The organism is Campylobacter sputorum (assembly GCF_002220775.1).
Lineage (GTDB): Bacteria > Campylobacterota > Campylobacteria > Campylobacterales > Campylobacteraceae > Campylobacter_F > Campylobacter_F bovis.
In genome coordinates, this window is sequence record NZ_CP019685.1 from 173,329 (window position 1) to 198,310 (window position 24,982).

Here is a 24,982-nt window from a genome sequence, read left to right on the forward strand (position 1 = left end):
GTATAAAAGTGTATTTGCAAAACTTTTACAAATTATAAAAATTTTAAAAAATAGCAAATTTTAAATTTATTAATACATGCATAAATTTTTCATATATATTTTATTTACTATAGTTGTATATAATTACATAAATAATAATTTTTATTATTTAATTTAAAATTTAAAGGAATAATATGAACAAATTAACTACAACAGCCGGCAACATTATAGCCGATAATCAAAATAGCATAACAGCAGGTAAAAATGGACCTCTTTTAATGCAAGATTACCAACTTATAGAAAAACTTGCACATCAAAATAGGGAGAGAATACCTGAGAGAACAGTGCATGCAAAAGGAGCTGGCGCTTATGGAGAACTTGTTATAACACAAGATATATCAAAGTATACTAAAGCAAGCTGTTTGCAAAAAGGCGAAAAGACTAAAATGCTTATTCGTTTTTCAACTGTTGCAGGGGAAGCTGGTGCAGCAGATGCCGAAAGAGATGTTAGAGGCTTTGCAATGAAATTTTATACAAAAGAAGGAAATTGGGATTTAGTAGGAAACAACACCCCTGTATTTTTTATTCGCGATGCTTATAAATTTCCTGATTTTATACATACGCAAAAAAGAGATCCATCTACTCATCTTCGTTCAAATGATGCTGCTTGGGATTTTTGGACTTTGGTACCAGAAAGTTTGCATCAAGTAACAATTCTTATGAGCGATAGAGGAATTCCTGCAAGTTTTCGCCATATGCATGGTTTTGGAAGCCATACTTATAGTTTTATAAATTCAAAAAATGAGAGATTTTGGGTTAAATTTCACTTTAAAACTGCACAAGGTATAAAAAATTTAACAAATAAAGAGGCTGCTGAAGTAATTGCAAAAGATAGAGAAAGTAATATTAGGGATTTATATCAAAGTATTGAAAAAGGCGATTTTCCAAGATGGAATTTCAAAATTCAAATTATGAGTGAAAAAGATGCAAAAAATTGCGGATTTAATCCTTTTGATTTAACTAAAGTTTGGTCGCATAAAGATTATCCTCTTATAGATGTCGGTTATTTTGAGTTAAACAAAAATCCTCAAAATTATTTTAATGAGATAGAACAAGCTACTTTTAGTCCATCAAACATAGTTCCAGGAATTGGATTTAGCCCAGATAAAATGCTTCAAGCTAGGATATTTAGTTATGCAGATGCACATAGATATAGAGTTGGAACACACTATGCACAACTTCCAGTAAATCGCCCGATAGTCGATGTAAATACTTATACAGTTGGCGGATCTATGAATAATGGAATGTATAATGTTGAGAGTAAAAAATACTATGAACCAAATAGTTATAATGGCCCAGCTGAGGATAAAAGTTTTTTAGAGCCAGATTTAGAGCTTGATGGTGCAGCACAGAGATTTGGTTATGATGATGAGGATTACTACTCACAACCAAAAGCTTTGTTTGACTTAATGAATGATTCTCAAAAATCTCAACTTTTTAACAATATTGCAGATAGTATGGATGGAGTTAGTGATGAAGTAAAACAAAGAGCTTTAAAGCACTTTGAAAAAATAGACACAGCTTATGCAAAAGGTGTTATAGAGGCACTTAATAAAAAATGCAAATAACAAAAGAAGAAGAGGCAAGGTTTAATGAACTTTGCCTTATGGCAATGGATTTTGCTAGAAAAGATGAAGTAGAAACATTAGAAAGTATGATTAAATCTGGTTTAAATGTAAATTTAAAAGATAACAAAGGTAATACTCTTTTGATGATTGCAGCTTATAATGGTAGTTTGCAAACTTGTAAAATGCTTTTAGAAAATGATGCTTTAGTTGATGAGAAAAATGATCGTGGACAAACTCCGCTTGCAGGAGTTTGTTTTAAGGGTTATTTAGATATAGTAAGACTGCTTGTAGAAAAAGGTGCAAATATAGATGAAAACTGTGGTATGGGAATGACACCTTATGCTTTCGCTATTATGTTTGGAAGAAAAGAAATTGCAAATTATCTTTTAGAAAAATCACAAAATAAATCATCTCTTAAAAAAATGAGTTCTAAAATACTGGGAATTTTTAGATAAATTTCCAGTATTTTTAAATTTAATAAACATATTAAATTTATTATTCTATTTTTTTTATATTTATAAAATCAGCAAAATATCTGCAACATATATTCAAAATTTAAAAAGTTAAATTTATAAAATCATCTTTTTTATAAATTAAAATTAAAGTGTTGAAATATTATAAATTATTAGCAACACTTTTTATATTCTAAATATAATTTATTTTATACATATCCTAACCAAGCCCAATATGTTGCACTAAATAATAAAATCATTAAGTAGGCTATTATACATAGTGGAATTCCTGTTATGACAAATTGTTTTACACTAAAATATCCCGTTGAGTAAGCTATCATGTTTTGTGGCGCATTTACAGGCAGTATAAAACCAAAGCATATTACATATTGTAATATCATTGTAAGACCTAAAACATTTATATCAGGTGTTTCAACATTTTGTAACACAGATATGATTATAGGTATCATTGCCGCTGCAAGAGCAGTTGCAGAAGCAAAACCAAGATGTATAATGATTAAGAAAAAGCCCAAGATTGCCACTAGCATAAGTGCTGACATTGAATTTAAGCCAAATATACTTACAAAATAGTTTGCTAGCCACACTGCAGCTTTTGTTTGTAAAAGTGCTGTTCCAAGGCTTATGCCAACACCAAAAAGTATGATTGTTCCCCAGTTTATTTTTCCTACAGCATTTTTCCAGTCCATAACGCCGATTTTTGGTAAAAACATTATAGCAATACCAGCTATTGTAACTGATGCGGTATCAAAAGGATGTAAAGTTTTTTCCGTAGCCCAAAAAAAGAGTAATATACATGAAATAACCATAAGTTTTTTTTCATTTATACTTATAGGTCCCATCTCTTCTTTCATTTTTTTTATAGCAGTTTGCCCACCTGGTATTTCATCTATTTCTGGTGGTAAAATTTTTATAAGTGTAATGTATAGTATTATAGACATAACAGCAGAAAAAGGAGCCGCAGCTATAAACCATTCAAACCAGCTTATATCTGTTTTTAAAATATCTTTTACAAATCCAATCATTACCATATTTTGTGCTGCTGCAGTTTTTACGCCAACATTCCATAAACTATCTGCTTGTGCAACAGCTATCATCATAATTGCAGCAAATGTGGATCCTGCTTTGACACCAAAAGCTCTTATTATGCCTATAACAATAGGAACAACACAAGAAACTCTAGCGGTTGTGCTTGGGACAAAAAAGCTTAATATACAACCTACTAAAATTACTCCTACAACCATATGTTTAGCTTTTGTGCCTATTTTAGACATAACAAAAAGAGCTATTCTCTTATCAAGACCTGTTATAATCATTGCAGCTGACAAGAAAAGTGCTGCCATAACTAAAGCCCATGATGAATTTGAAAATCCTGAAAGCGCTATTTTTATAGCTTTTGATGTCCCCATCATAATTTGTGGATTTTCTATACTTGGTGCAACACCTAAGCCAAATGCCATAAGGCTTAAAATGACAAAAGCACTGACAGGATAACTCATGCATTCACTCATCCAAACAATAATCGCAAATACTAAAATTCCTATCATTCTTTGTCCAGCAATTGGTAAATCAGATGGATTTGGTAACATCCATATGATAAACATTGATAAAATGGCAAATATAAGTCCATATTGTTTAGCCAAAGATGGTTTTTGTTGAGAAATTTCTTCAGGCATATCTTCTCCTTTTTGATGATTTTTTGTGATTATTGTGATTATATTGTAAGATATTTAAATTTAATATTATTATTTTTATTTAATTTTATAAATAATGTATAAGTTTATGTAAATATAGTTACCATAATATTTTAAGGAGAAAAGTTGAAAGATAGTATTATATGTTTTTTAATTGCTGTTTTTGTGATAGGATGTACAATAAGTGCCAAAACACCAAGTAGAGTGATATTAGACGATAATAAAGTTATAATAGATGATGGTCATCATAATGGCAATGGTAAGTTCTGTCCACCAGGCAAGCTAAAAAAGGCAATTGCTAATCTATCTGGTTCTAAAGCTATCTTTTATCTTTGAGATAGCTTTAGATTTTATAAATTCATCTTCAAGTTTATTATGTATAAAATCTTCTGTTTTTATTTTATCTATTATATAGCTTTCGCAAAGTAGCCAAGATATAGCCATTTTAACATAGTAAAAATCACTTTTTTCTTGTGTAATTTTCGTAAAAATTTCATTCAAACTATTTAAATTTAAAAAATTTTTCATAAAAAATACATAATAAAATCTGATTTCAAATTCACTTTTTGCATCATAAAAAGAATTCATAAGCTCATAATAAATTTCTAAATTTTTATTCTTTTTGATACAAAAAGTATCACATACAGCCCAGTTTGGTATAGTTTTTATAAATTTTTTTGCATATAAAATTTCTAAATTTATATCTTTTTGTAAATTTAAAAATATAGCTTTTAGTAGATACTCTTCGTGAAATTTTGGTTCATAAAGTGATAAAAACATTTCTGAATTGTAGTTTTTTGAAATTTCTTTTGCTATTTTTTTTATGTAAGGAATTTTAACACCAAGTATACTAGCGTTAGCATTTGGAATTAACTTTTTTGAAAATTCCAAATACTTTTTATCTCTAAATTTGTTTAATTTTTCTAAAATTTCGTTTTGATAACTCGCACTACATTTCATAAGGTTTTACAAGCATAGCCCAAAGAATTATAAACATTATTATAGTTGGGACTTCGTTGTATGCTCTAAAAAACTTACCAGATAGCTTGCACTCATTTTTGTCAAATTTTATCATAAAATACCACAAACTTAAATGATACGCAGTCATTACAACACCACAAGTTAATTTTATATGAAAGTATCCAAGACTCATCAAATCAGGCTTATAAAGAACTATGATTGCAATAGCACTTATGTATGTTACAATCATTGCTATCCAGCCGATGCCATGAAATAGCATTTTTTCTTGTTTTTTAAGAACTTTTATATAGTCTTTGTTGTCTATATTTTCTGCATGGTAAACAAAAAGCCTTGGTTGATAAAAAAGCATTGCCATCCACGATATAAACGCTGCAAAATGCCACCATTTAATCCATTCGTAACTCATTTTTCTCCTTTTATCTCATTAAAATTTCTTTTCTTGCTTCATACTCTTCTTTGCTTATTGCTCCTTTTTGATAAAGCTCATACAAAGTTTCAATATTTTTTATAGTTTCTTCTTGTGATAAGTTTTTGTTAATACTATTTAAAATTGCACTCTCTTCTACTAAAACACCGGTAAAATAAACATCACTTAGCCACCAAAGCCCCCAGATAATCCAAACAGGTAAGGCTATAATCATACCAATTATGGTTACAAAACATATATATGCAAGCCAATAAAGTCCGATTTGTAAAAATCCACTCATAAATTTACCACAATAAATTCTATGAAGACCTCCGCCAATTGGCGATGAAAAAAACCATAAAATATAAGCTATATAGATATTTTTTTGCAATTTTTATCCTTTTTTTTGCTAAAAATCTCAATTAATAAAATTAATCCAACTGATATATTTATCATAACATCTGCGAAATTAAACACAGCAAACTCAAACCACTTATGCCAAAATACATAATCCACAACGCCACCATGTATAAATCTATCAAGCAAATTTGAGCTTCCAGCTCCTATTAAAATGCCTATAAGAGCTGGAAATTGCATAAAAAATTTTTTTTGATATATAAAATATACCAAAAGTAAAGTAATTATGCAAATTTGTATATATTTTAAATTTTCTTCTAAAAATGCAAACATCGAAAATGCTACACCTTTATTGTATGTAAGAATGAGCGAAAAAAATTCACCATTCCATCTAAAACCATTGATAAAAATCTGTTTTATAAATTGATCCAATAAAAGTATAACTAAGAAAAATAGTCCAAATTTAAATATCGCCTTACACATTTAATACTTTTAAAAAGAATTTCTCAACCTCTTCCATTCTTTTGCTTACTAATGTTTCGTTTTTGCCTTCTAAAAGAAGTCTTATTAGATTTTCTGTTCCTGAATATCTAAATAGTGAGCGTATCCCATCTTTTGCAAGAGAGTTTTCAAGCTCTTTTATGCCTTCTATCTCATCAAGGGGTTTTTTTTCTGTTATTTTTAGATTAACAAGTTTTTGTGGATAAGGTTTTATCTCATCTAAAATTTCACTTGCATTTTTACCGCTTTTTACCATACATGCTGCGAATTTCAAAGAAGATATAACTCCATCTCCAGTTTTTGCATAATCACCAAATATTATATGGCCACTTTGTTCACCACCAAAATTTAAATCATTTGCTCTCATTTGCTCTAAAACATATTTATCACCAACATTTGCTCTTAAAAGTTTTATTTTATGCTTTTTAAGATAATCTTCAAGGGCTGCATTACTCATAACAGTAGCCACAACTGAGCTGTTTTTGAGTTTTTTTGAGTTATAAAGATCTATAGCTAAAACACCAAGAAGTGCATCTCCGTGAGCAACTTCTCCTTTTTCATTTACAACCACAAGTCTATCTGCATCTCCATCATAAGCAAAGCCAACATCGGCTCTTAACCTAACAACTTCGTTTGCTAAATTTTCTGGAAAAAGTGCACCGCATTTTTCATTTATATTTCTACCATCTGGAGAATTGTTTATAACGATAACTTCGGCACCAAGCTCTTTAAATACTGTTGGTGCGACCTTGTAAGCTGCTCCGTTTGCTACATCTAAGACAACTCTTTTTCCATACATTGTAAGTTCTTTTGGGAAAGAGTTTTTTATCTGAACTATATATCTTCCGATAACATCGTCTATTCTTTTACATGACCCAATAGACATAAGTGTTTTTTGAGACTCATTTATAATCTCATCGTTGAAAAATATATTTTCAATCTCTTCTTCTATATTTTCATCTAGCTTGTTACCTTCATTATCAAAAAATTTAATACCATTATCATAATATGGATTGTGTGAAGCTGATATCATGATTCCCGCATCACATCTCATATCTTCAGTTAAAAAAGCAATTGCTGGTGTTGGCATTGGACCTATTTGTAAAACATTGTAACCAACAGAAGTTAGTCCTGCAACGATAGCATTTTCTATCATATATCCACTTCTTCTAGTATCTTTTCCTAAAAGAATTGTGTTTGAGTGTGAATATTTTCTAAAATAAATTCCAGCTGCCATTGCTAAACGCATAGAAAAATGGGCACTAAGTTTTTCTCCTGCCTTACCTCTAACGCCATCTGTTCCAAAAAGTTTCATTAAATATTCCTTAGAAAAATTAAACTAATTTGATAATTGTATCTAAGATAAACTAACACAAAAATAAAAAATTAAAATATTATTAATTTTTACTTAAATTTAGTAATATTTAAGAATATTTATAGTAATATCACAAGTTTAAAATACAAAAACTAAAAGATAATAAAGGTAAAAAAATGGCAAACCATAAATCATCAGAAAAAAGAGCTAGACAAACTCTTAAAAAAACTGAGAGAAATAGATTTTATCGCACAAGATTAAAAAACATCACAAGAGATGTTAGAGCAGCTGCTGAGAGTGGCGATAAAGAGGCGGCATTAGCTGCATTTAAAATTGCAAACAAAAGCTTTCATAGTTTTGTAAGCAAAGGATTTTTAAAGAAAGAAACTGCTTCAAGGCGCGTAAGCAGACTTGCAAAACTTATAAATAAAATAGATCAAGCTGCATAATAACTAAATGTTTATAGATAAGCTAAAACCTTTTGTAGCTCGTTATGATGAGCTAAGTTCTTTGCTTTGCTCAAAAGAAATTTTGCAAGATATAGACAAAATGACATCTCTTTCAAAAGAACAAAGCGATATAGAGCCTATAAGAAACGCTAGTTTAGAGTACTTCAAGGTTTTAGATGATATAGAAAATAATAAAGCTATACTTGATGATAGTGAGCTTGGCGAACTTGCCAAAGAAGAGTTAAAAGAGCTTGAAGCGAAAAAAACTAAGCTAGAAGAAGATATCAAAATTTTACTTATCCCAAAAGATCCAAATGATGATAAAAATATATTTTTAGAAATTCGTGCTGGAACTGGTGGAGATGAAGCCGCTTTATTTGCTGGGGATCTTGCTAATGCTTATATGCGTTATACTGAGGTTAGAGGATATAAATTTGAGATAGTTAGTCTTAGCGAGGGCAGTGTAGGTGGATATAAAGAGATTATTTTGCTAGTAAAAGGTAAAGGTGCTTACTCTAGACTTAAATTTGAAGGTGGAACACATAGAGTTCAAAGGGTTCCACAAACTGAAAGTCAAGGCAGGGTTCATACAAGTGCCATAACAGTCGCTGTTATGCCAGAGGCTGAGGATAGCGATATACAAATAAATCCAAATGATTTAAAAATAGATGTTATGAGAAGTTCTGGTCATGGTGGACAATCTGTTAATACAACTGATTCAGCCGTTCGCGTGACGCACATCCCAACAGGACTTGTTGTTGTAAATCAAGATGGAAAATCTCAACACAAAAATAAAGACGCTGCACTAAAGGTTTTAAGAGCAAGGCTTTATGATATGCAAGAGCAAGCAAGACTAGAAGAAGAAAGAGCAAAAAGAAAAGATCAAGTTGGCACAGGCGATAGAAGTGGTAGGATTAGAACTTATAATTATCCTCAAAATCGCATTTCAGATCACCGCATAAATTTAACACTTTATAGACTAGATGCTATAATGGCTGCAGGGCTTTTTGATGAGATTATAGATCCTCTCATAGCTCATCATCAAGCTATGGCTATAGAAAATCAGGATATATAATAAAAAATTATATATTTTTATTAGCTTCTTTTTTTGTATTGTATAAATGCATAAATTTATACAATACAAATGATATTTTAGGTTTTGCCCTTTTTTTAATCATATTTATATTAGTTTTTACTATAAGTTCTTATAGAATTTATAGTAAAAGAAAAAAATAATTATCATTTTACTCCAAAATTCCTACAATAAAATATATTTTTAAAATTTATTATGAAAATGGCTAAACATTTTTTTTTATCTGCCGATATGGTTTTCAAGTAACAAGAAAGTTACTAAATACATTTAAAAGGATTTAAAATGGGATTTCGTATTAACACTAACATTGCGGCAATGAACGCTCACACTACTTCTGTTGTAAACAATAGAAGTTTAGACAACTCTTTAGGTAGATTAAGTTCTGGTCTTAGAATTCAAACTGCAGCAGATGATGCTTCTGGTCTTGCAATAGCAGATAGCTTACGCTCACAAGCAAGTTCACTTGGTCAAGCTATTGCAAATGGTAATGATGCTATTGGTATCATTAAGATTGCTGATAAAGCTATGGATGAGCAACTTAAAATTCTTGATACTATCAAAGCTAAAGCGGTTCAAGCAGCACAAGATGGTCAAACAACTGAGTCTCGTCGTGCTATACAAAACGATATTGTTCGTCTTATGGAATCACTTGATAGCATAGGAAATACAACAAGCTTTAATGGACAAAAGTTACTTTCTGGAACATTTATAAACAAAGAGTTTCAAGTGGGTGCTTACTCAAATGAGAGTGTTAAAGCTACAATTGGAGCTACAACATCAAATAAAATAGGTTTAACTAGATTTGAAACAGGTGCTAGCATTACAGCTTCTAGTGAAGTTAAAATTAAGTTTATAAATACAGATGGTGTAAATGACTACGAGATAGAAAGTGCTGTTATCTCAACAAGTGTTGGAACAGGTATAGGGGTACTTGCTGAAAATATCAACAAAGTTTCTGATAAAACAGGTATCCGTGCAACTTATAATGTTCAAACAACTGGTAAAGAGGCTATAAAAGAAGGCTCTACAACTTCAGCTTTTAAAATAAATGGTGTTACAATTGGTAAAGTTGATTTTAAAGCAAACGACTCAACAAATGCTTTAGTTGCTGCAATAAATGCTGTTAAAGATACAACTGGTGTTGAAGCAAGCGTTGATAGTAGAGGTAATTTAAATTTAACCTCAAGAGATGGTAGAGGTATAAAAGTAGAAAATGCTGCTACTGAGATGGGAGATATCGCTGCAGAAAATTACGGAAGACTTTCACTTACTAGACTTTCAGGAAATGATATTATAGTTTCTGGTGGAGCAAATGGTAAGATAGGTTATGAAGATCCGGCAAAAGTAGCACAAAAAACTGTATCTCTAAGAGAGATTAAGGGTGTTATAGAAAAAGATGTTGCTTCAGCAATGGGCTTTAATGCAAATGCAAACGTTGAATCCATAAGTACTGCTAAAACAGCAGGTGTTACAACCTTAAAAGGTGCAATGGCTGTTATGAGTATAGCTGAAACTGCAACTAAAAACCTTGATTCTATTAGGGCCGACCTTGGTTCTGTTCAAAATCAAATAACATCAACTGTAAATAACATTTCAGTAACTCAAGTAAATGTTAAATCAGCTGAATCTCAAATCAGAGATGTTGACTTTGCTAGCGAGAGTGCTGAGTTCTCTAAATTTAATATCTTAGCACAATCAGGAAGTTATGCAATGAGTCAAGCAAATGCTGTTCAACAAAATGTTTTAAGATTACTACAATAACAAAAGTTAGTGATACTAATCCACAAAGCCACTCTTTATGGGTGGCTTTTTTTATTTATAACAGCTAATTTTTCATTTTGATTATTCATTTGTTTAATGAATTAAGATAGAATTCAAACAATTTTGTAATACAAATTACACTATATTTTAAGGAAGATAAATGAGTAAGAACATTAAATTTATTTTGTTATTTGTTTTTGCTTTTTTTGTTATAGGGTGTGAAAAAGAGCAGCCAAAACAAGATAAACAAAAGCAATCTATACCACCTATGGAAGTTAGCATATATACAGCTAAAAGTGATAATATCCCAATATCATTTGAATTTCCTGCTAGGATTACTAGCAAGCAAGATGTTATGGTGGTTGCAAAAGTCTCAGGAACTTTGCAAGAACAATACTTTAAAGCTGGTGATAAAGTAAAAAAAGGTGATAAGCTTTTTTTAATAGAACCAGATAAATATGAAGCAGCAAAGCTTAGCGCCCAGGCTTCTTTAGAGGTTGCAAATGCTGATTTTAAAAGGGCTGAGCTTGAGTATAATCGTGCAAAAAATCTAAAAAACAACAATGCAATAAGTCAAAAAGAATTCGACGCTGCGATTTCTACATATGGTATAACAAAAGCACAAATTCAAAGTGCAAAAGCAAATTTGAAAAATGCAGATATTGATTTGAGCTATACAGAAGTTAGGGCACCTTTTGATGGTATACTTGGAGATCCATTGGTTGATGTTGGAAGTTATGTAAATTTAAGTAGCGCAAATTTGGTTCGTCTTACAAAGCTAAATCCAATAGATGTTGATTTTGCTATTTCAGAAATAGATAGCTTAAATATAAATCAAAATTTAGATTCAAAGCAATGGCAACAAGTTGGAAATAAGGCAAATTTAAAAGTTGGCGATAATATTTATAGTGGAAAAGTAACTTTTATTGACAAAGTTGTAGATAATAAAACCGGTACAATATCTGCAAAAGCGGAATTTGATAATAACCAAAGCAATCTTTTACCAGGATCTTATGGAAGAATAAAAATGGAAGGTTTTTATGAAAAAAACGGATATAAAATTCCATCAATCGCATTACAACAAGACGAAATAGGACCTTATGTTTATATAATCAAAAAAGATAAAGTTTCAAAATCTTATGTCAAAATGGTTTCACAAAATTCAAATGAAGTAATTATTAGAGATGGTTTGAATGATGGAGACAAAATTATAATCGATAATTTCAAAAAAATAAGTGTTGGTGCAAGTGTTGTCGAGGCTAAGGAGAATAAGTAATGTTTTCTAAATTTTTCATACACAGGCCGGTGTTTGCTTGCGTAATATCCATAGTAATTGTAATAGCCGGTATTATAAGTCTAAAAGCACTTCCTGTTGAAGAATACCCACAACTTACACCGCCTCAAATAGTTGTTCATGCTGTTTATCCAGGTGCTGATGCACAAACGATAGCAGACACTGTTGCTGCACCACTAGAAGATGCTATAAATGGTGTTGAAAATATGATATATATGCAAAGCACATCTAGTTCTAGTGGAGTTATGAAATTAAGTGTTTATTTTAAAATAGGCACAGATCCTCAAGAAGCAACAGTAAATGTAAATAATAGAGTTAGATCAGCTGAAGCACAACTTCCTCAAGAGGTAAAAAGAAACGGAATAACTGCTTTTGAGAGAAGTACTTCGATTCTTAGTGTTATTACTGTTTTTGATCCAAATAAAGATATGGATATAGTTGAGATAAACAACTATGCAACTATAAATATAGTAGAATCTTTAAAAAGAGTTCCAGGTGTTGGAGAAGCTGTTGTTATAGGCGAAAAAGATTATTCTATAAGAATTTGGCTAAAACCTGATTTAATGCAAAAATATGCTATAACCACTACAGATATAATAAATTCTATAAGAGAACAAAATTCACAATTTGCAGCAGGTAAGCTTGGCGAAGCTCCGCTTAGCACTGATAATCCTTATGTTTTATCAATCAAACCAGAAGGAAGATTAAAAAGTATAAAAGAATTTGAAAATATTATCATAAGAAGCGATAATGATGGTTCTATGCTTAGATTAAAAGATTTAGCAGATATTGAATTTGGAGCTCAAAACTATACTTTTGAAGGAAAAATGAATGGTGTTCCTGCTGCTCCTATTTTGATATTTTTACAAAATGATGCAAACGCACTTGCTACATCTCAAGCTGTTAAAGCTGAACTTGAAAGACTTTCAAAATCTTTTCCAGGGACTTTAACTTATAACATACCTTATAATACAACAGATTTTATACAAGTTTCTATAAATGAAGTAGTAAAAACATTTATAGAAGCACTTATTCTTGTTATTGTTGTAATGTATTTTTTCCTAGGCAATGTAAGAGCTACTTTGATACCAATGCTTGCTGTTCCAGTATCGATAATAGGGGCTTTTGGCGGTATATATTTAATGGGATTTTCTATAAATATGATTACGCTTTTTGCTCTTATTTTGGCAATTGGTATTGTTGTAGATGATGCGATTATAGTTATAGAAAATGTTGAGAGAATTTTAGAAGAAGAGCCAGAACTTAGCGTAGTTGAGGCTACTGAAAAAGCTATGGGGCAGATGTTTGCACCAGTTGTTTCCATAGTTCTTGTGCTTTCTGCTGTATTTGTTCCTGTTGCTTTTATGGAGGGGTTTGTTGGAATTATACAAAAGCAATTTGCATTAACTCTAGTTGTTTCTGTGTGTATATCAGGTCTTGTTGCACTAACGCTAACTCCAGCACTTTGTGCCACAATACTTACTAAAAAAAGAGAAGAAAATTTTTGGATAGTTAAAAAATTTAATGACTTTTTTGATTTTTCTACAAATATATTTACAGCAGGTGTTGCAAAAATATTAAGACATATCATACCTTCTCTTATTTTTATTGCAATTATGCTCTTTAGTATTTATCATCTTATGAAAGTGGTTCCAGGAGGACTTGTTCCTATGGAAGATAAGGGTTCTATAATTGCGGTAACAACGCTACCACCAGCTTCAACCTTAGCAAGAACTTCCCAAAATGTTGATAATATATCAAAAGTTTTGTCGCAAGATGAAAATGTAAAATATATAAGTGCTATGATGGGATATGATCTTTTTTCTGGATCATTAAGAGAAAATGCTGCGGTAATGTTTATAAATTTCATTGATTGGTCACAAAGAACTACTCCGGAATCTTCGTCATTTTATCTAGCCGATAAATACAATAAAATGTTGTATTCAGATAAAAATTCAATGACTTTTATTATGAATCCACCTCCGATTATGGGACTTTCTGTTACCGGTGGTTTTGAAATGTATGCTCAGTCAAACAGTGGCAAAGACTATAATGAGATTGAAGTTGATATGCAAAAATTGGCACAAGCTGCAAATCAAAGACCTGAGTTAAAAATGGTAAGAACAACTTTAGATACAAATTTTCCTCAATATGAATTAACTCTTGATAGGGATAAAGTTAAAATGCTTGGAATTGATATACAAGATCTATTTTTGACTATAAATGCAAATATCGGGACTTATTATGTAAATGATTTTAACTTGATGGGAAAAACATTTAAAGTAAATTTAAGAGCAAAAAGTGAATTTAGAAATAATCCTGATGATTTTAGAATGCTTTATGTTAGAAATATCAATGGAGATATGATTCCATTAGATAATGTTGTTAGTTTAAAAAGAATTTTAGGTCCTGATAATGTTGATAGATTTAACGGATTTAGAGCTGCAAAGATTATGGGTGAGCCAAATACTGGTTATACATCCGGTCAGGCTATTAAGGCTATAAACGAAGTATTTAATGATATGTTTGATAACGAATATACTATAGGTTGGTCTGGTAGTGCTTATCAAGAAGTTCAATCTAGCGGAACTGGAACAGTTGCTTTTATTTTTGGTCTTATATTTGTTTATCTCATACTTGCAGCCCAGTATGAAAGATGGCTTATGCCAGCTGCTGTAATAACCGCAGTTCCTTTCTCGGTTTTTGGTGCTTTGTTATTTTCATATTTTGGTGGACAAAATAATGATGTTTATTTTCAAATAGGACTTTTGTTACTAATAGGACTTGCGGCTAAAAATGCTATACTTATAGTCGAGTTTGCTATGGAAGAACATAGAAATGGAAAAAGCATTTTTGAAGCTTCTATAAACGCATCAAAGATAAGATTTAGACCTATTGTTATGACATCCTTAGCTTTTACTTTGGGGGTTTTGCCAATGGTATTAAGTTCAGGTGCTGGCTCGGCTTCAAGACATGCTCTTGGAACTGGTGTTGTTGGTGGAATGATAGCAGCTTCAACAATAGCAATATTTTTTATACCAATGTTTTTTTATATTTTTGAGAGTTTTAATTCTTGGTTAGATCGTAAATTTGGTAAAAATGATAGCGATGATATAAATAAAAACAGTTCAAATTTATTAAATGATGAAAAAGTATTGCTAGAAAATAAAGGATCATCAAATGTTTAGAATTGTATTTGTTATTTTTATCACTATTTTTATATCAGGATGTTCTTTTAAGCCAGACATTCCTATACAAAAATCACCTGATTTTAATGCTAGTATAGCAAGCGTAAATATAAGTGATAAATGGTGGGAGATTTTTAATTCTAAAACTTTAAATTCTTTGGTTGATAGTGCATTAATGCATAACTCTGATTTAAATTTAGCTTTAAATTCCATAGAAAGTTCTAGGGTTGCTTTGGGCTTACAAGAACTAGAGTATCTTCCAAATGTAAATATTAGCGGTAGTGCCGTTAGGCAAAACAACTTTCCTAAGGCTGTAGATTTAAACTCTCACGGGGTTTATAGTATTGGTGCTATGTTAAATTACGAGATCGATTTGTGGGGAAGAGTTAGAAATAGTGTAGGTGCTGCTAAATCTATGTATAAATCTAGCATATATGATTATGAGAGTGCTAGGCTTAGTATAGCTTCAAATGTTGCTTATTCTTATTTTTTACTATTATCACTAAAAGCTCAAGAGAGTATCTTGCAAGATACTTTAAAAAGTTATATAAACAGCATGGAATTTAGGCAAAATCAACTAAAAGCAGGTTCTATAAGCAAGATTGTGTATTATCAAGCAAAATCACAAGTAGATTTAGCAAAATCCCAACTTGCTGAAATTTCAGATCTTTTATCTAAAGCAAATACTGCTCTTTTAATACTTACAGGAAAAAATTACGAAGAAATTTTGCATAATGATATAAATGTTGATACATCTTTAAGTTCTATTGTTGAAAACGCTAATGTTGATTTACCAGCAGGAATTAGTTCAGATATTTTACTTAAAAGACCAGATGTTGCGAGCTCTTTAGAAATTTTAAAATCAACAAATTTTTTAATAGGTGTTAGAAAGGCAGAGTATTTTCCACAAATTTCATTAACTGGAATGTTTGGTTATAGTAGTGGCGAATTTGATAGATTGTTTGTTAGTAATGCAAATACTTGGAATATAGGCGGTAGTTTGATAGGACCGCTTATAGACTTTGGTAGAACTTCTAAAAAAGTTGAACTTGCTAATCTTGAACAAAATGCTAGTTTGATAATGTATGATAAGACTGTTAAAGAGGCTTTTGGCGAAGTTAGAGATGCATTAAACAATAGAGAAAATTCTCTTAAAAAACAAGATAGTTTAAAAGAGCTTGTTGATTCTCAGACAAAGATTTATGATCTTGCTGAAACTAGATTTAATTCTGGATATAGCGATTATTTAGAACTTTTAGATGCACAAAGATATCTCCTTAATGCAAAACTTTCACTTGTTAAATCAAAGCAGGATGTGTTAAATAGTATGGTTGGAGTGTATAAGGCATTTGGTGGTGGATTTGAACTTAAAGATAAAGAAGATATAAATATCTTAAATCATAAAAATAACTAAATTTAAAAGAGCTTATAGCTCTTTTAAATTTACCAAGCTATTTATTTAAACTTTTAAAAAAATCAAGCATAATTTCTTCTGTTGTTTCCATAGCATTAATTTGTGATTGTAATCCACCCGCTAATGTAAATAACCAGTATTTATGTGCTATAACCCATTTTAGCATTTTATCTCGTTTTTCACCATCTGTAGTTGTTATTGCTACGGCTAATTTTGCTAAATTTAGCTCTTGTGTGTATATATAGGCTTGAGTGGCATCTACGCAGTATTTTGTAAATTTTTTGCTTTCGACTTCATCTTTTATAATATCTATTTCTTTTATCATATTTGCAATTTCATCATAATCTATCTCATTTTTTTTCTCTTCTAAATACAAAAGCTCAAAGTTGTCTATTTTTGGTGCAATTTCAAGAAATAATTTTTCTATTTTTGCTATTAAATCTAAGATATATTTTTTTAGTTCTTTGTATGTTTTTTCTATTTTTTTCGCATTTAGTTTGATTGTTTCATCATCAAATGGCTCTACTTTTTCTAAATGCTTTGGATTTTTGTCTGCAAATTTTTCTAACGCTTCTTTAAATGGCATTTCTATACTTCCATTTATCCTAGATCCACCTTGAGTACAATTATAAGTATTTATTTTTAAGTGTTTTGCTTCCTCTATAGCAACTTCAAAAGCTCCTCTAAACAGATTCCAAATCCATGTTGTAGCTATAAGACCAACTCCACCATATCTAAGTGTCATAATGGAGTTATTATCCACTTTTTTTTCATTTTCACCATAAATATGATTTGCCGCATGCGATTTGCCGTCATCTGAAAATGCTAAATCCTGCCCGATTAATAAAATATTTTCATGCTTTAAAAAAGCAGCTATCTCATAAGCACTATTTGCAGCAGACATTCCAATACCAACATAACCAAAATCATCCATCTCAAAAGCTCTTGTAAAGTTAAAAGGGCGCATAATTATAGATTTTTGAAAATCTTTTAAATTTACAATGCTTTGTTTGTGCGTCAATGAGGGTAGCATAAAAATGGTATCTTTTAAAAGCTCTTTATCTAAATTTAAAAAGAATCTTGATGTATATTCAACTCTTTCTATTGAAGCAACATAATCTGGTTTAATGCCGTGCTTTTGAAGTATCGGTAAAGACGCATCAATACTTATGATAGTTACATATGGAGCGTATTCTTTTAGCAAATCAAGCTGTTTTGTAAGAGATGGTCCAGTTGATACGATAACTGCTGTTTTTCTTTTTTTGCTTCTTTTTTTAATTATAGACTTAAATGGTATACTTTTTAGCATATCGGGTGTATTTTGTATGTGATGAGCTATACCAACAAGAGCATCTCTTGTATCGTTTCCGTGCGATAAAACCATCTGTTTTATAGCATTTGACATATTTTGATTTAGCGATACAATGTTGTCTTTAAATTTGTCATAATATTTTGAATGTATGTCTATATTGTAAAGTTTTACATAAGGATTTATATTTTCATCTTTTGCCAATTCATATAGTTCGTAGTAACTAACATCCATAGCATTAAAAAGCCTAAGTCTTTTTTCTTTTATATCTTTTGAAAAATCGATCAAACTAAGTGCAATATATAATAATTCTATTTGAGGCTCAAAAATAACAATAACTTTATGAGCTACATTTGTAAGAAGTGCTTTATACAATACTCCATTTCCAATACCATAAAAAAACAAGCTTGGATATCTTGAGTATTTATTTTCTATATCATTTAATTTAGCCTCTACATCATCAACTGCATGAATATATAAAAAGCCTTCGCCTGATTTTTCTACTATGTTTATGTTAATCGGATCAGATCCTGCAAATACTTCAAATTTTTCATTTGTTTTGATTTTAAAAATATTTACCGCTAATTTTGGATTTACTTTAAGCAGTGCTTCTATGTTTTTAGTGTATATATCTTTTTTTTCCTGTTTTTTACTCATTAATATAACTCCTAAATTTCTTTAATATTGTATCATAAAATGCCATTAATGTTAAAATTTTTTGAGTATAATATCGGCTTAAAACTTATTTTATTAGGATAAACTTTAAGTGAGAAATTCGATACTGCTTATAAATTTGGCATCTTTTGTTATTATAATGACAGGTCTTTATTTTGCTAAAGATATAGTAATACCGTTTTTATTAGCTATATTTTTAGCTGTATTAATATCTCCTATTATAACTTATATGCAAAAACTTAAAATCCCTCGTGCTATATCTCTTATTATTGTGTTGTTGTGTTTTTTTGGATTATTTTTTATAATTGGAAATGTAGTTGCTAAAAATATGACAAATTTTTTAACAAATTTACCAGATTTGCAATCTAAATTTATGAGTTTTTATAGTGATTTGATACTAAAATTTAGTTCATTTACGGATTATATAAGCTTTAATGAATCTCTTTTTTCTTATATCAATCCAAATAATATATTTTTAGCAACAAGTGGTGCTTTAAAATGGTCTTCTACTCTTATAAGTAAGACTTTTATAGTGCTTTTACTTTTTGTTTTTATGATAATAGAGACAAATATTTTTAAGCAAAAGGTTATTTATTTTTCAAATTTAAATTCTCAAAATAAGATTATGGTAGATAGATTTATATCTGACTTAAAAAGGTATCTTGCTATAAAAACTATATCTTCGCTTGCTACTGGTGTGCTTGTTTGGATTGTTCTTATTTATTTAAATGTCCCATATGCACCTATTTGGGGGATGGTCGCATTTTTGCTTAACTATATTCCTACGATAGGTTCTATAATAGCTTCTATTCCAGCTATTTTAATAGCATTGCTTTTAAATGGATACATAAATGCACTTTGGGTAAGTATTTTTTATCTTGTTATAAATATCAGTATAGGAAATTTTATAGAGCCTAAATTTCTTGGTGATAAACTTGGGCTTTCTACACTTGTAGTTATTTTGAGTTTGATATTTTGGGGTTTTGTGCTTGGAATAGGGGGAATGTTTCTAGCAGTTCCTCTTACAATGAGTCTTAAAATAGCGATGGATAGCAATAAAAAAACTAAATTTATATCGATATTGTTAAGCAATAAAGATTAGACTATTTTTTAGAAATTTTATTTATAAATTTTAAAAGAGTTGGAAAGATGAAATTTCTATCTAAAAAACATACCAAAGCAGCACTGAGATTACCTTCATTTATAAGTTTGAGTTCGTTGCTAATATCTGTTGTAAAATCACTTTTTAAGAGTTTAATCTTTGCTTCTTTTAGCGTTAATTTTTTGATAGGTGTTGTTTCGTTGTTTAGCATAGAAATAACATTTTTAAGTTTTTGTTGTTTTATTTGTGTTTGCATATTAAAACTTTGTAAAGTATAAAAGTAAAGGCAAATGATATTATAGCGGTTATAAATTTAGAATAAACCATCCCAACAAAAGTTTGTAATAACAAGTCTATTCCAATTATTAAAAATATAAATCCTATTAAAGATAAAAGTGTCAAAAAAACATATACTATAATATTTTTGGCACTTTTTTCAAAGGAATATCTTATCTCATCTGTTTGTGCTTCAACTAATTCGCAAAACGAAATGATAAACTCAGATATACTTGCCATTATTTCTTAAGTATCCAGCCTAAAAGTAAGCCAACGCCAAAAGTTACGGCAACACTTTTTATAGGGTCTGATTTTATTGTATCGTTGATGTTTTCAATGCCATCTTTTCCTTTTGATTTTAAGTCTTCTAATGTTTTTTTGATTTCGTCCATTTTAGATTCATCCAAAAAGCTATCTTTTGCATTTTTTGCGAAATTTTCAACTGTTTCTTTTAATGTTTTAGTAACATCTTTTAACTCTTTTTTTAAATCATCAACTTCTTTTTTTAATGATTCAATATTTGTTTCACTTGCAGCCATTTTATCTCCTTTGTGATTTAAGATTGATACATTTTATCACTTTAGATTAAAAATTTATATTAAAGATTGCAATTTTTACAAATTCCTTTTATGATGACGCTTTTTACCTTATTTACATCGCTTATAGCTGGAACTTCAATGTTTGTAATTTGTTTACAAATATCGCAAAAAAAATATGCTTTTGCCTCGTTTGCTAACTCATAATAGCTTTTATGATTATTTTCTGTTTTTATTACTATATCACTAGATTCAAAAAGCTCCATATTGCGATAAAATGTAGTTTTGTTTGCATTTATTTGCGATAAAATTTCGTCATAACTAAGAGGAGCTTTACTTGAGTTTAAAATTTTAATAATCTTTTCTCTTAGCGGTGTTGCTTTTATTTTATTGTCTTCTAAAAGTTTTTTTGCGTCCATTTCATACTCTTTTTTTGAAATGATATCTTAAAAATCTAATAATATAATAAAATTAAAATTTATAAATATATAATAATGATTTTCAAATTTACAAATATATAAAATTTAAGTTGCAACTAAGTTGCATTTTGTTAGACTTTTAGGAAAATTTTTAAGGAGAACAGATGAAAAAAGCGTTGATGTTTTTGCTATTTGGTGCCAGTTTTTTGCTTGCAAAACCTATAGTAACTGCAAGTATATTGCCAACTAAATACTTTGTAGAACAAATTGCAGGTAATACTATAGATGTAAATGTTATGGTAGGAAAAGGTGCAGATCCGCACACTTATGAACCAAAACCAGCACAGATGAAAAATCTTGAAAAAAGCACTTTGTATTTTGCAGTAGGCATTGATTTTGAGCATACTTGGCTTGATAGATTTAAAAAATCTTATCCAAATTTGATTATAGTAAATACTTCTGATGGTATAGAAAAAATTCAAATGGCGTCTCACGGACATGAACATCATGATCACGAAGCACATCATGATGAAAAGCATGAAGACCATGACCACGAAGCAGATCATAAGCATGACGATCACGAAGCACATGAAGAACACCATCACCATCATCACGATGGATTAGATCCGCATATATGGCTTGACCCTATTCTTGTAAAAACTCAAGCTAAAACCATAGCAGATGCTCTTATTAAAGCTTTTCCTGAAAACAAAGATTTGTATAGCAAAAATTTAGATAAATTTATTGCAAATCTTGATAATTTGGATAAATTTATAGAAAACGAACTAAAAAATGTTAAAAATAGATCTTTTATAGTCTATCATCCATCTTGGGGATATTTTGCAAAAAGATATAATTTAGTGCAAATTCCTATAGAGATTGAGGGAAAAGAGCCAAAAATAGCTGATTTAAAAGAGCTTATAAAAGAAGTTAAAGAAGAAAATATCAAAGTTATATTTGTTGCACCGCAGTTTTCTAAAAAATCTGCAAATTTAATAGCAAAAGAGACAAACGCTAGTGTAGTTGAGATAGATCAACTTCCACAAAATTGGGAAGAGAGTATGAAACAAACAGCTATAGTATTTGCTAAAAGTTTATGATAAAAAAGTTTTTTTACACCCTTTTGTTACTAAATGTTTTTAATATTAGTGCATTTGGGTGTGCTCTTTGTGCTCTTTACACCCCAACTGCTCATATAGAAGTTAAGTTTAAAACTAAAAAAGATATCATAGAAAATTTAGAACTTATTTGGACTTTTTCTGAAAATTTTTCTGATCTTACTAAATACGATTATGACATAAATTCGGATTTAAAACTAGATAAAAAAGAGTTAAAAGAGATAGAAAACGCTCTTATAAAATATCTAAAACCTTTAAATTATCTTACTCATTTATCGTTTTATGATGAAGGGCAAAAAAGCTCTGAGCTTAAATTTAAAGAGGTTAGTCATAAGGTTTATTATGAAGGTAATAGACTTAAGTTTAATCTAATTTTAAATATAAATTTAGATATAAAATTTAGTAGAGTTTTGGTATTAAATATCCATGATAAAATGGGATATTTTAATTTTAAAATTTCGCATTTAGATTCATTTGAGCTTTATGATAATGTATTTTTAGTAGATAATGTAAATTTAAATACTGTGTATTATGAGATGACTTCACAAAAAAAAGCCATTATCCATGCCCAAAAACCAACTCTTAACTCACTGTTAGATAAAAGTGCTAATAAATATCATGAAATCGATAAGATTGATATGCAAAAAATAAGTGAATTAAATAAAATTAGTATTAGTTTTTTAGATGATTTAAAAGATTTATTGAAGCAAAATAAAGAGCATTTTTCGATTTTTACTATGAGTGCTATTTTACTTTTTTCTTTTATATATGGTTTTTTCCATGCTGCTGGACCAGGACATGGCAAAATGCTAACAAGCGCTTATTTTACTGCAAATGGCGGTAGTCATATAAAAGCACTAAATTTCTCTTTAAAAGTAGGTTTTTTGCATGTTGTTGGAGCATTTTTACTTGTGTTTCTTATGTTTTTTATCTTATCTAAATTTAGTATGATTTATACAAAAAATATATCTTCTATAACTACTAAAATTTCTGCTATAATGATAATTTGTATTGCGGTTTATATGCTTTATAAAAAATTAAAGAGTTTAAAAAAACAAAAGCCAAAATTCAAATGGCATCAAAAAGGTTGTGGTTGTATGGCTTGCAAATCTTTACAAATGCAGCCAAAAACATATTCAGAGTGGCTTGTAGCTGCTTGTGCGGCACTTGTTCCTTGTCCTGGGACTGTGCTTGTTTTTATACTTGCCTTTGAACTAGGAAGCTATTTTGTGGCTATTGCAAGTGCTGTTTTTATGGCACTTGGAATGAGTAGTGTAATATTTATCTCTGCTATTTTTGGTTCTGGGGTAAATGCGTTTGCTAAATTTAAAAATTTAAAAATTTATGCTGAGCTTTTGGCAATTTTTATCATGTTATTTTTTGGAGTTTTTATGCTGTATATTTCAAATAAGATAAGTGTATTGTGATGAATGACATTAGGATAGAAAATTTAAGTTTTTCTTATGATGAGCAAATAGTATTGCAAGATATAAACCTAACATATGATATAAAAGATTTTTTAGTAATTATTGGTCCAAATGGCGGTGGCAAAACAACTCTTTTAAAACTAATGCTTGGACTTTTAAAACCTAGTATGGGAGAAATCAGAATTTTTGATAAATTTCCAAAAGATATAACAAAAGATATCGGATATGTACCTCAAACTTTTCTTATGAATTTAAATTTTCCAATGCGTGTTATAGATGTCGTATTGATGGGTGTTATAGATAAAAAAATATTTGGATTTTATACAAAAGAACAAAAAAATCTTGCTATAAAAGCACTTGAAAAAGTATCTATGGATAAGTTTAGTTTTACTAAGATAGGCGATTTGAGTGTTGGGCAAAGGCAAAGAGTTTATATAGCAAGAGCTCTTTGTGCGAAAGCTAAAATTTTAATGCTAGATGAACCAACTGCTAGTATAGATACAAAAGGACAAACGGATATTTATGAGCTTTTAAAAGACATAAACTCAAATGGAATTGGTGTGATTTTAATAAGCCATGATTTAAATTTAGCCCTTTCTTATGCTTCACAAGTTGCTTATGTGAGTAAAAATTTATATCTTCATGATATACCTTTAGAATTTTCTAAACAAGAGCTTATATCACATTTAACTAAAAATCATCAGCATTTTTGCGATGTTGAGTTGGCTTTAAATAGTTGCGGTTGTGATTTTCATACAAAAGAGGGATAATGGTAGAAATTTTAAATATGAGCTTTGTTCAAAACGCCATTATGGCTGGACTTTTAGTAAGCATTGCGTGTGGGATAATAGGCTCTTTGATTGTTGTAAATAATATGTCTTTTATAGCAGGTGGAATTGCACATGGGGCATATGGTGGCATAGGACTTGCATTTTTTTTCTCTCTTGAACCGCTTTTGGGAGCCGGGTTTTTTTCTTTATTATTAGCCATAATCATAGCTACAATTACCCTAAAAGATAGTGGCAAAATAGACTCAGTCATAGGTGCCATATGGGCATTTGGTATGGCTATTGGTATCATTTTTATAGATTTAACTCCAGGATATAATACTGATTTAATGAGTTACCTTTTTGGTTCTATTTTGGCAGTTAGCAACTATGATCTTGTTTTTATTGGTGTTATAAATTTGGTTTGTATAGCTCTTGTTTGTCTGTTTTATAGGCAATTTGGTGCTATAAGTTTTGATAGAGAATTTGCAAAATTAAGAGGCGTTAATGTAAATGTATTTTATTATTTGCTTATTTGCATGATAGCATTATGTATAGTTGCAACTATAAGAGTTGTTGGGCTTATACTCATAATCGCCCTTCTTACTATTCCGCCTTTTATCGCTCAAAATTTTGCAAAAAGGCTTGGAGATATGATGCTTATATCTTCTGTTTTATCGGCTATTTTTTGTATAATTGGATTATTTTTTAGTTTTAAATACAATCTTACAAGCGGAGCTAGTATCATAATTGTAGCATCAATTTGTTTTTTTACTTTTTCTCTTAAGAAGGTAAAGAGTTAAAATCTTTACCATTTTTTTAT

25 protein-coding genes are annotated in these 24,982 nt (G+C 29.8%); 14 read left to right on the forward strand and 11 right to left on the reverse strand.

The window, feature by feature from the left end; all coding sequences use genetic code 11:
* Positions 1 to 173 precede the first annotated feature (173 nt).
* Entirely contained in the window at positions 174 to 1,607 is a 1,434-nt protein-coding gene (locus tag CSPB_RS00920; RefSeq protein WP_089192790.1) for a catalase, read from the forward strand.
* Positions 1,598 to 2,062, forward strand: coding sequence for an ankyrin repeat domain-containing protein (locus CSPB_RS00925; RefSeq protein ID WP_089192791.1), 465 nt, complete (start codon positions 1,598 to 1,600; stop codon positions 2,060 to 2,062). The genes CSPB_RS00920 and CSPB_RS00925 overlap by 10 nt, the downstream gene beginning before the upstream one ends.
* 206 nt (positions 2,063 to 2,268) lie before the next feature.
* On the opposite strand, the gene CSPB_RS00930 is transcribed toward CSPB_RS00925, so the two are convergent.
* Complete coding sequence (locus CSPB_RS00930; RefSeq protein ID WP_089192792.1) at positions 2,269 to 3,753, reverse strand: DASS family sodium-coupled anion symporter; 1,485 nt, start codon at positions 3,751 to 3,753, stop codon at positions 2,269 to 2,271.
* Between the two features lie 144 nt (positions 3,754 to 3,897).
* Between CSPB_RS00930 and CSPB_RS00935 the strand changes: the two genes are divergently transcribed.
* On the forward strand, positions 3,898 to 4,107 hold the full coding sequence (locus tag CSPB_RS00935; protein WP_089192793.1) for a hypothetical protein: 210 nt from the start codon (positions 3,898 to 3,900) through the stop codon (positions 4,105 to 4,107).
* Here CSPB_RS00935 and CSPB_RS00940 read toward each other — a convergent pair.
* From CSPB_RS00940 to glmM, 5 genes are read right to left on the reverse strand one after another with little or no spacing between them, the layout of a single operon-like run.
* The gene (locus CSPB_RS00940) at positions 4,075 to 4,731 is read right to left on the reverse strand and encodes a DNA alkylation repair protein (protein WP_089192794.1); all 657 of its coding nucleotides are present in this window, start codon (positions 4,729 to 4,731) and stop codon (positions 4,075 to 4,077) included. The genes CSPB_RS00935 and CSPB_RS00940 overlap by 33 nt on opposite strands.
* Positions 4,721 to 5,158 (reverse strand): CopD family protein, encoded by a 438-nt coding sequence (locus CSPB_RS00945; RefSeq protein ID WP_033916995.1) that lies wholly within the window; start codon positions 5,156 to 5,158, stop codon positions 4,721 to 4,723. The genes CSPB_RS00940 and CSPB_RS00945 overlap by 11 nt, the downstream gene beginning before the upstream one ends.
* 10 nt (positions 5,159 to 5,168) lie before the next feature.
* A complete protein-coding gene (locus CSPB_RS00950) occupies positions 5,169 to 5,549 on the reverse strand; it encodes an SHOCT domain-containing protein (protein ID WP_033916994.1) in 381 nt (126 codons plus the stop codon).
* Entirely contained in the window at positions 5,528 to 5,998 is a 471-nt protein-coding gene (gene lspA / locus CSPB_RS00955) for a signal peptidase II (protein WP_089192795.1), read from the reverse strand. The genes CSPB_RS00950 and lspA overlap by 22 nt, the downstream gene beginning before the upstream one ends.
* On the reverse strand, positions 5,991 to 7,331 hold the full coding sequence (gene glmM, locus CSPB_RS00960; RefSeq protein ID WP_089192796.1) for a phosphoglucosamine mutase: 1,341 nt from the start codon (positions 7,329 to 7,331) through the stop codon (positions 5,991 to 5,993). The genes lspA and glmM overlap by 8 nt, the downstream gene beginning before the upstream one ends.
* Positions 7,332 to 7,507: 176 nt before the next feature.
* Between glmM and rpsT the strand changes: the two genes are divergently transcribed.
* From rpsT to CSPB_RS00990, 6 genes are all read left to right on the forward strand, one after another.
* Positions 7,508 to 7,780: a 30S ribosomal protein S20 gene (gene rpsT / locus CSPB_RS00965; RefSeq protein WP_033916991.1), complete on the forward strand. Its 273-nt coding sequence runs from the start codon at positions 7,508 to 7,510 to the stop codon at positions 7,778 to 7,780.
* Between the two features lie 7 nt (positions 7,781 to 7,787).
* Positions 7,788 to 8,855: a peptide chain release factor 1 gene (gene prfA, locus CSPB_RS00970; RefSeq protein WP_089192797.1), complete on the forward strand. Its 1,068-nt coding sequence runs from the start codon at positions 7,788 to 7,790 to the stop codon at positions 8,853 to 8,855.
* A 300-nt stretch (positions 8,856 to 9,155) separates the two neighbouring features.
* On the forward strand, positions 9,156 to 10,634 hold the full coding sequence (locus tag CSPB_RS00975) for a flagellin B (RefSeq protein WP_089192798.1): 1,479 nt from the start codon (positions 9,156 to 9,158) through the stop codon (positions 10,632 to 10,634).
* 160 nt (positions 10,635 to 10,794) lie between these two features.
* The gene (locus CSPB_RS00980) at positions 10,795 to 11,910 is read left to right on the forward strand and encodes an efflux RND transporter periplasmic adaptor subunit (protein ID WP_089192799.1); all 1,116 of its coding nucleotides are present in this window, start codon (positions 10,795 to 10,797) and stop codon (positions 11,908 to 11,910) included.
* Complete coding sequence (locus tag CSPB_RS00985) at positions 11,910 to 15,116, forward strand: efflux RND transporter permease subunit (protein ID WP_089192800.1); 3,207 nt, start codon at positions 11,910 to 11,912, stop codon at positions 15,114 to 15,116. The genes CSPB_RS00980 and CSPB_RS00985 overlap by 1 nt, the downstream gene beginning before the upstream one ends.
* A complete protein-coding gene (locus tag CSPB_RS00990; protein ID WP_089192801.1) occupies positions 15,109 to 16,530 on the forward strand; it encodes an efflux transporter outer membrane subunit in 1,422 nt (473 codons plus the stop codon). Before CSPB_RS00985 ends, CSPB_RS00990 begins: the two co-directional genes overlap by 8 nt.
* A gap of 37 nt (positions 16,531 to 16,567) precedes the next feature.
* Here CSPB_RS00990 and CSPB_RS00995 read toward each other — a convergent pair whose 3' ends face one another.
* Complete coding sequence (locus CSPB_RS00995; RefSeq protein WP_089192802.1) at positions 16,568 to 18,496, reverse strand: motility associated factor glycosyltransferase family protein; 1,929 nt, start codon at positions 18,494 to 18,496, stop codon at positions 16,568 to 16,570.
* 109 nt (positions 18,497 to 18,605) lie between these two features.
* Here CSPB_RS00995 and CSPB_RS01000 point away from each other — a divergent pair, with 109 nt between their 5' ends.
* Complete coding sequence (locus CSPB_RS01000) at positions 18,606 to 19,616, forward strand: AI-2E family transporter (protein WP_089192803.1); 1,011 nt, start codon at positions 18,606 to 18,608, stop codon at positions 19,614 to 19,616.
* Position 19,617: 1 nt separating this feature from the next.
* Here CSPB_RS01000 and CSPB_RS01005 read toward each other — a convergent pair whose 3' ends face one another.
* From CSPB_RS01005 to CSPB_RS01020, 4 genes are read right to left on the reverse strand one after another with little or no spacing between them, the layout of a single operon-like run.
* Positions 19,618 to 19,872, reverse strand: coding sequence for a hypothetical protein (locus CSPB_RS01005; RefSeq protein WP_089192804.1), 255 nt, complete (start codon positions 19,870 to 19,872; stop codon positions 19,618 to 19,620).
* Positions 19,857 to 20,132, reverse strand: coding sequence for a hypothetical protein (locus CSPB_RS01010; RefSeq protein ID WP_033916980.1), 276 nt, complete (start codon positions 20,130 to 20,132; stop codon positions 19,857 to 19,859). The genes CSPB_RS01005 and CSPB_RS01010 overlap by 16 nt, the downstream gene beginning before the upstream one ends.
* On the reverse strand, positions 20,132 to 20,431 hold the full coding sequence (locus CSPB_RS01015) for an ElaB/YgaM/YqjD family protein (protein ID WP_033916979.1): 300 nt from the start codon (positions 20,429 to 20,431) through the stop codon (positions 20,132 to 20,134). The genes CSPB_RS01010 and CSPB_RS01015 overlap by 1 nt, the downstream gene beginning before the upstream one ends.
* 59 nt (positions 20,432 to 20,490) lie before the next feature.
* Entirely contained in the window at positions 20,491 to 20,847 is a 357-nt protein-coding gene (locus CSPB_RS01020) for a Fur family transcriptional regulator (protein WP_089192805.1), read from the reverse strand.
* 164 nt (positions 20,848 to 21,011) lie between these two features.
* Here CSPB_RS01020 and CSPB_RS01025 point away from each other — a divergent pair, with 164 nt between their 5' ends.
* From CSPB_RS01025 to CSPB_RS01040, 4 genes are read left to right on the forward strand one after another with little or no spacing between them, the layout of a single operon-like run.
* Positions 21,012 to 21,947 (forward strand): metal ABC transporter solute-binding protein, Zn/Mn family, encoded by a 936-nt coding sequence (locus CSPB_RS01025; RefSeq protein ID WP_089192806.1) that lies wholly within the window; start codon positions 21,012 to 21,014, stop codon positions 21,945 to 21,947.
* A complete protein-coding gene (locus tag CSPB_RS01030) occupies positions 21,944 to 23,392 on the forward strand; it encodes a HoxN/HupN/NixA family nickel/cobalt transporter (RefSeq protein WP_089192807.1) in 1,449 nt (482 codons plus the stop codon). Before CSPB_RS01025 ends, CSPB_RS01030 begins: the two co-directional genes overlap by 4 nt.
* Positions 23,392 to 24,162 (forward strand): metal ABC transporter ATP-binding protein, encoded by a 771-nt coding sequence (locus CSPB_RS01035; protein WP_089192808.1) that lies wholly within the window; start codon positions 23,392 to 23,394, stop codon positions 24,160 to 24,162. The genes CSPB_RS01030 and CSPB_RS01035 overlap by 1 nt, the downstream gene beginning before the upstream one ends.
* Positions 24,162 to 24,962 (forward strand): metal ABC transporter permease, encoded by an 801-nt coding sequence (locus tag CSPB_RS01040; protein ID WP_089192809.1) that lies wholly within the window; start codon positions 24,162 to 24,164, stop codon positions 24,960 to 24,962. Before CSPB_RS01035 ends, CSPB_RS01040 begins: the two co-directional genes overlap by 1 nt.
* Positions 24,963 to 24,982: the final 20 nt, after the last annotated feature.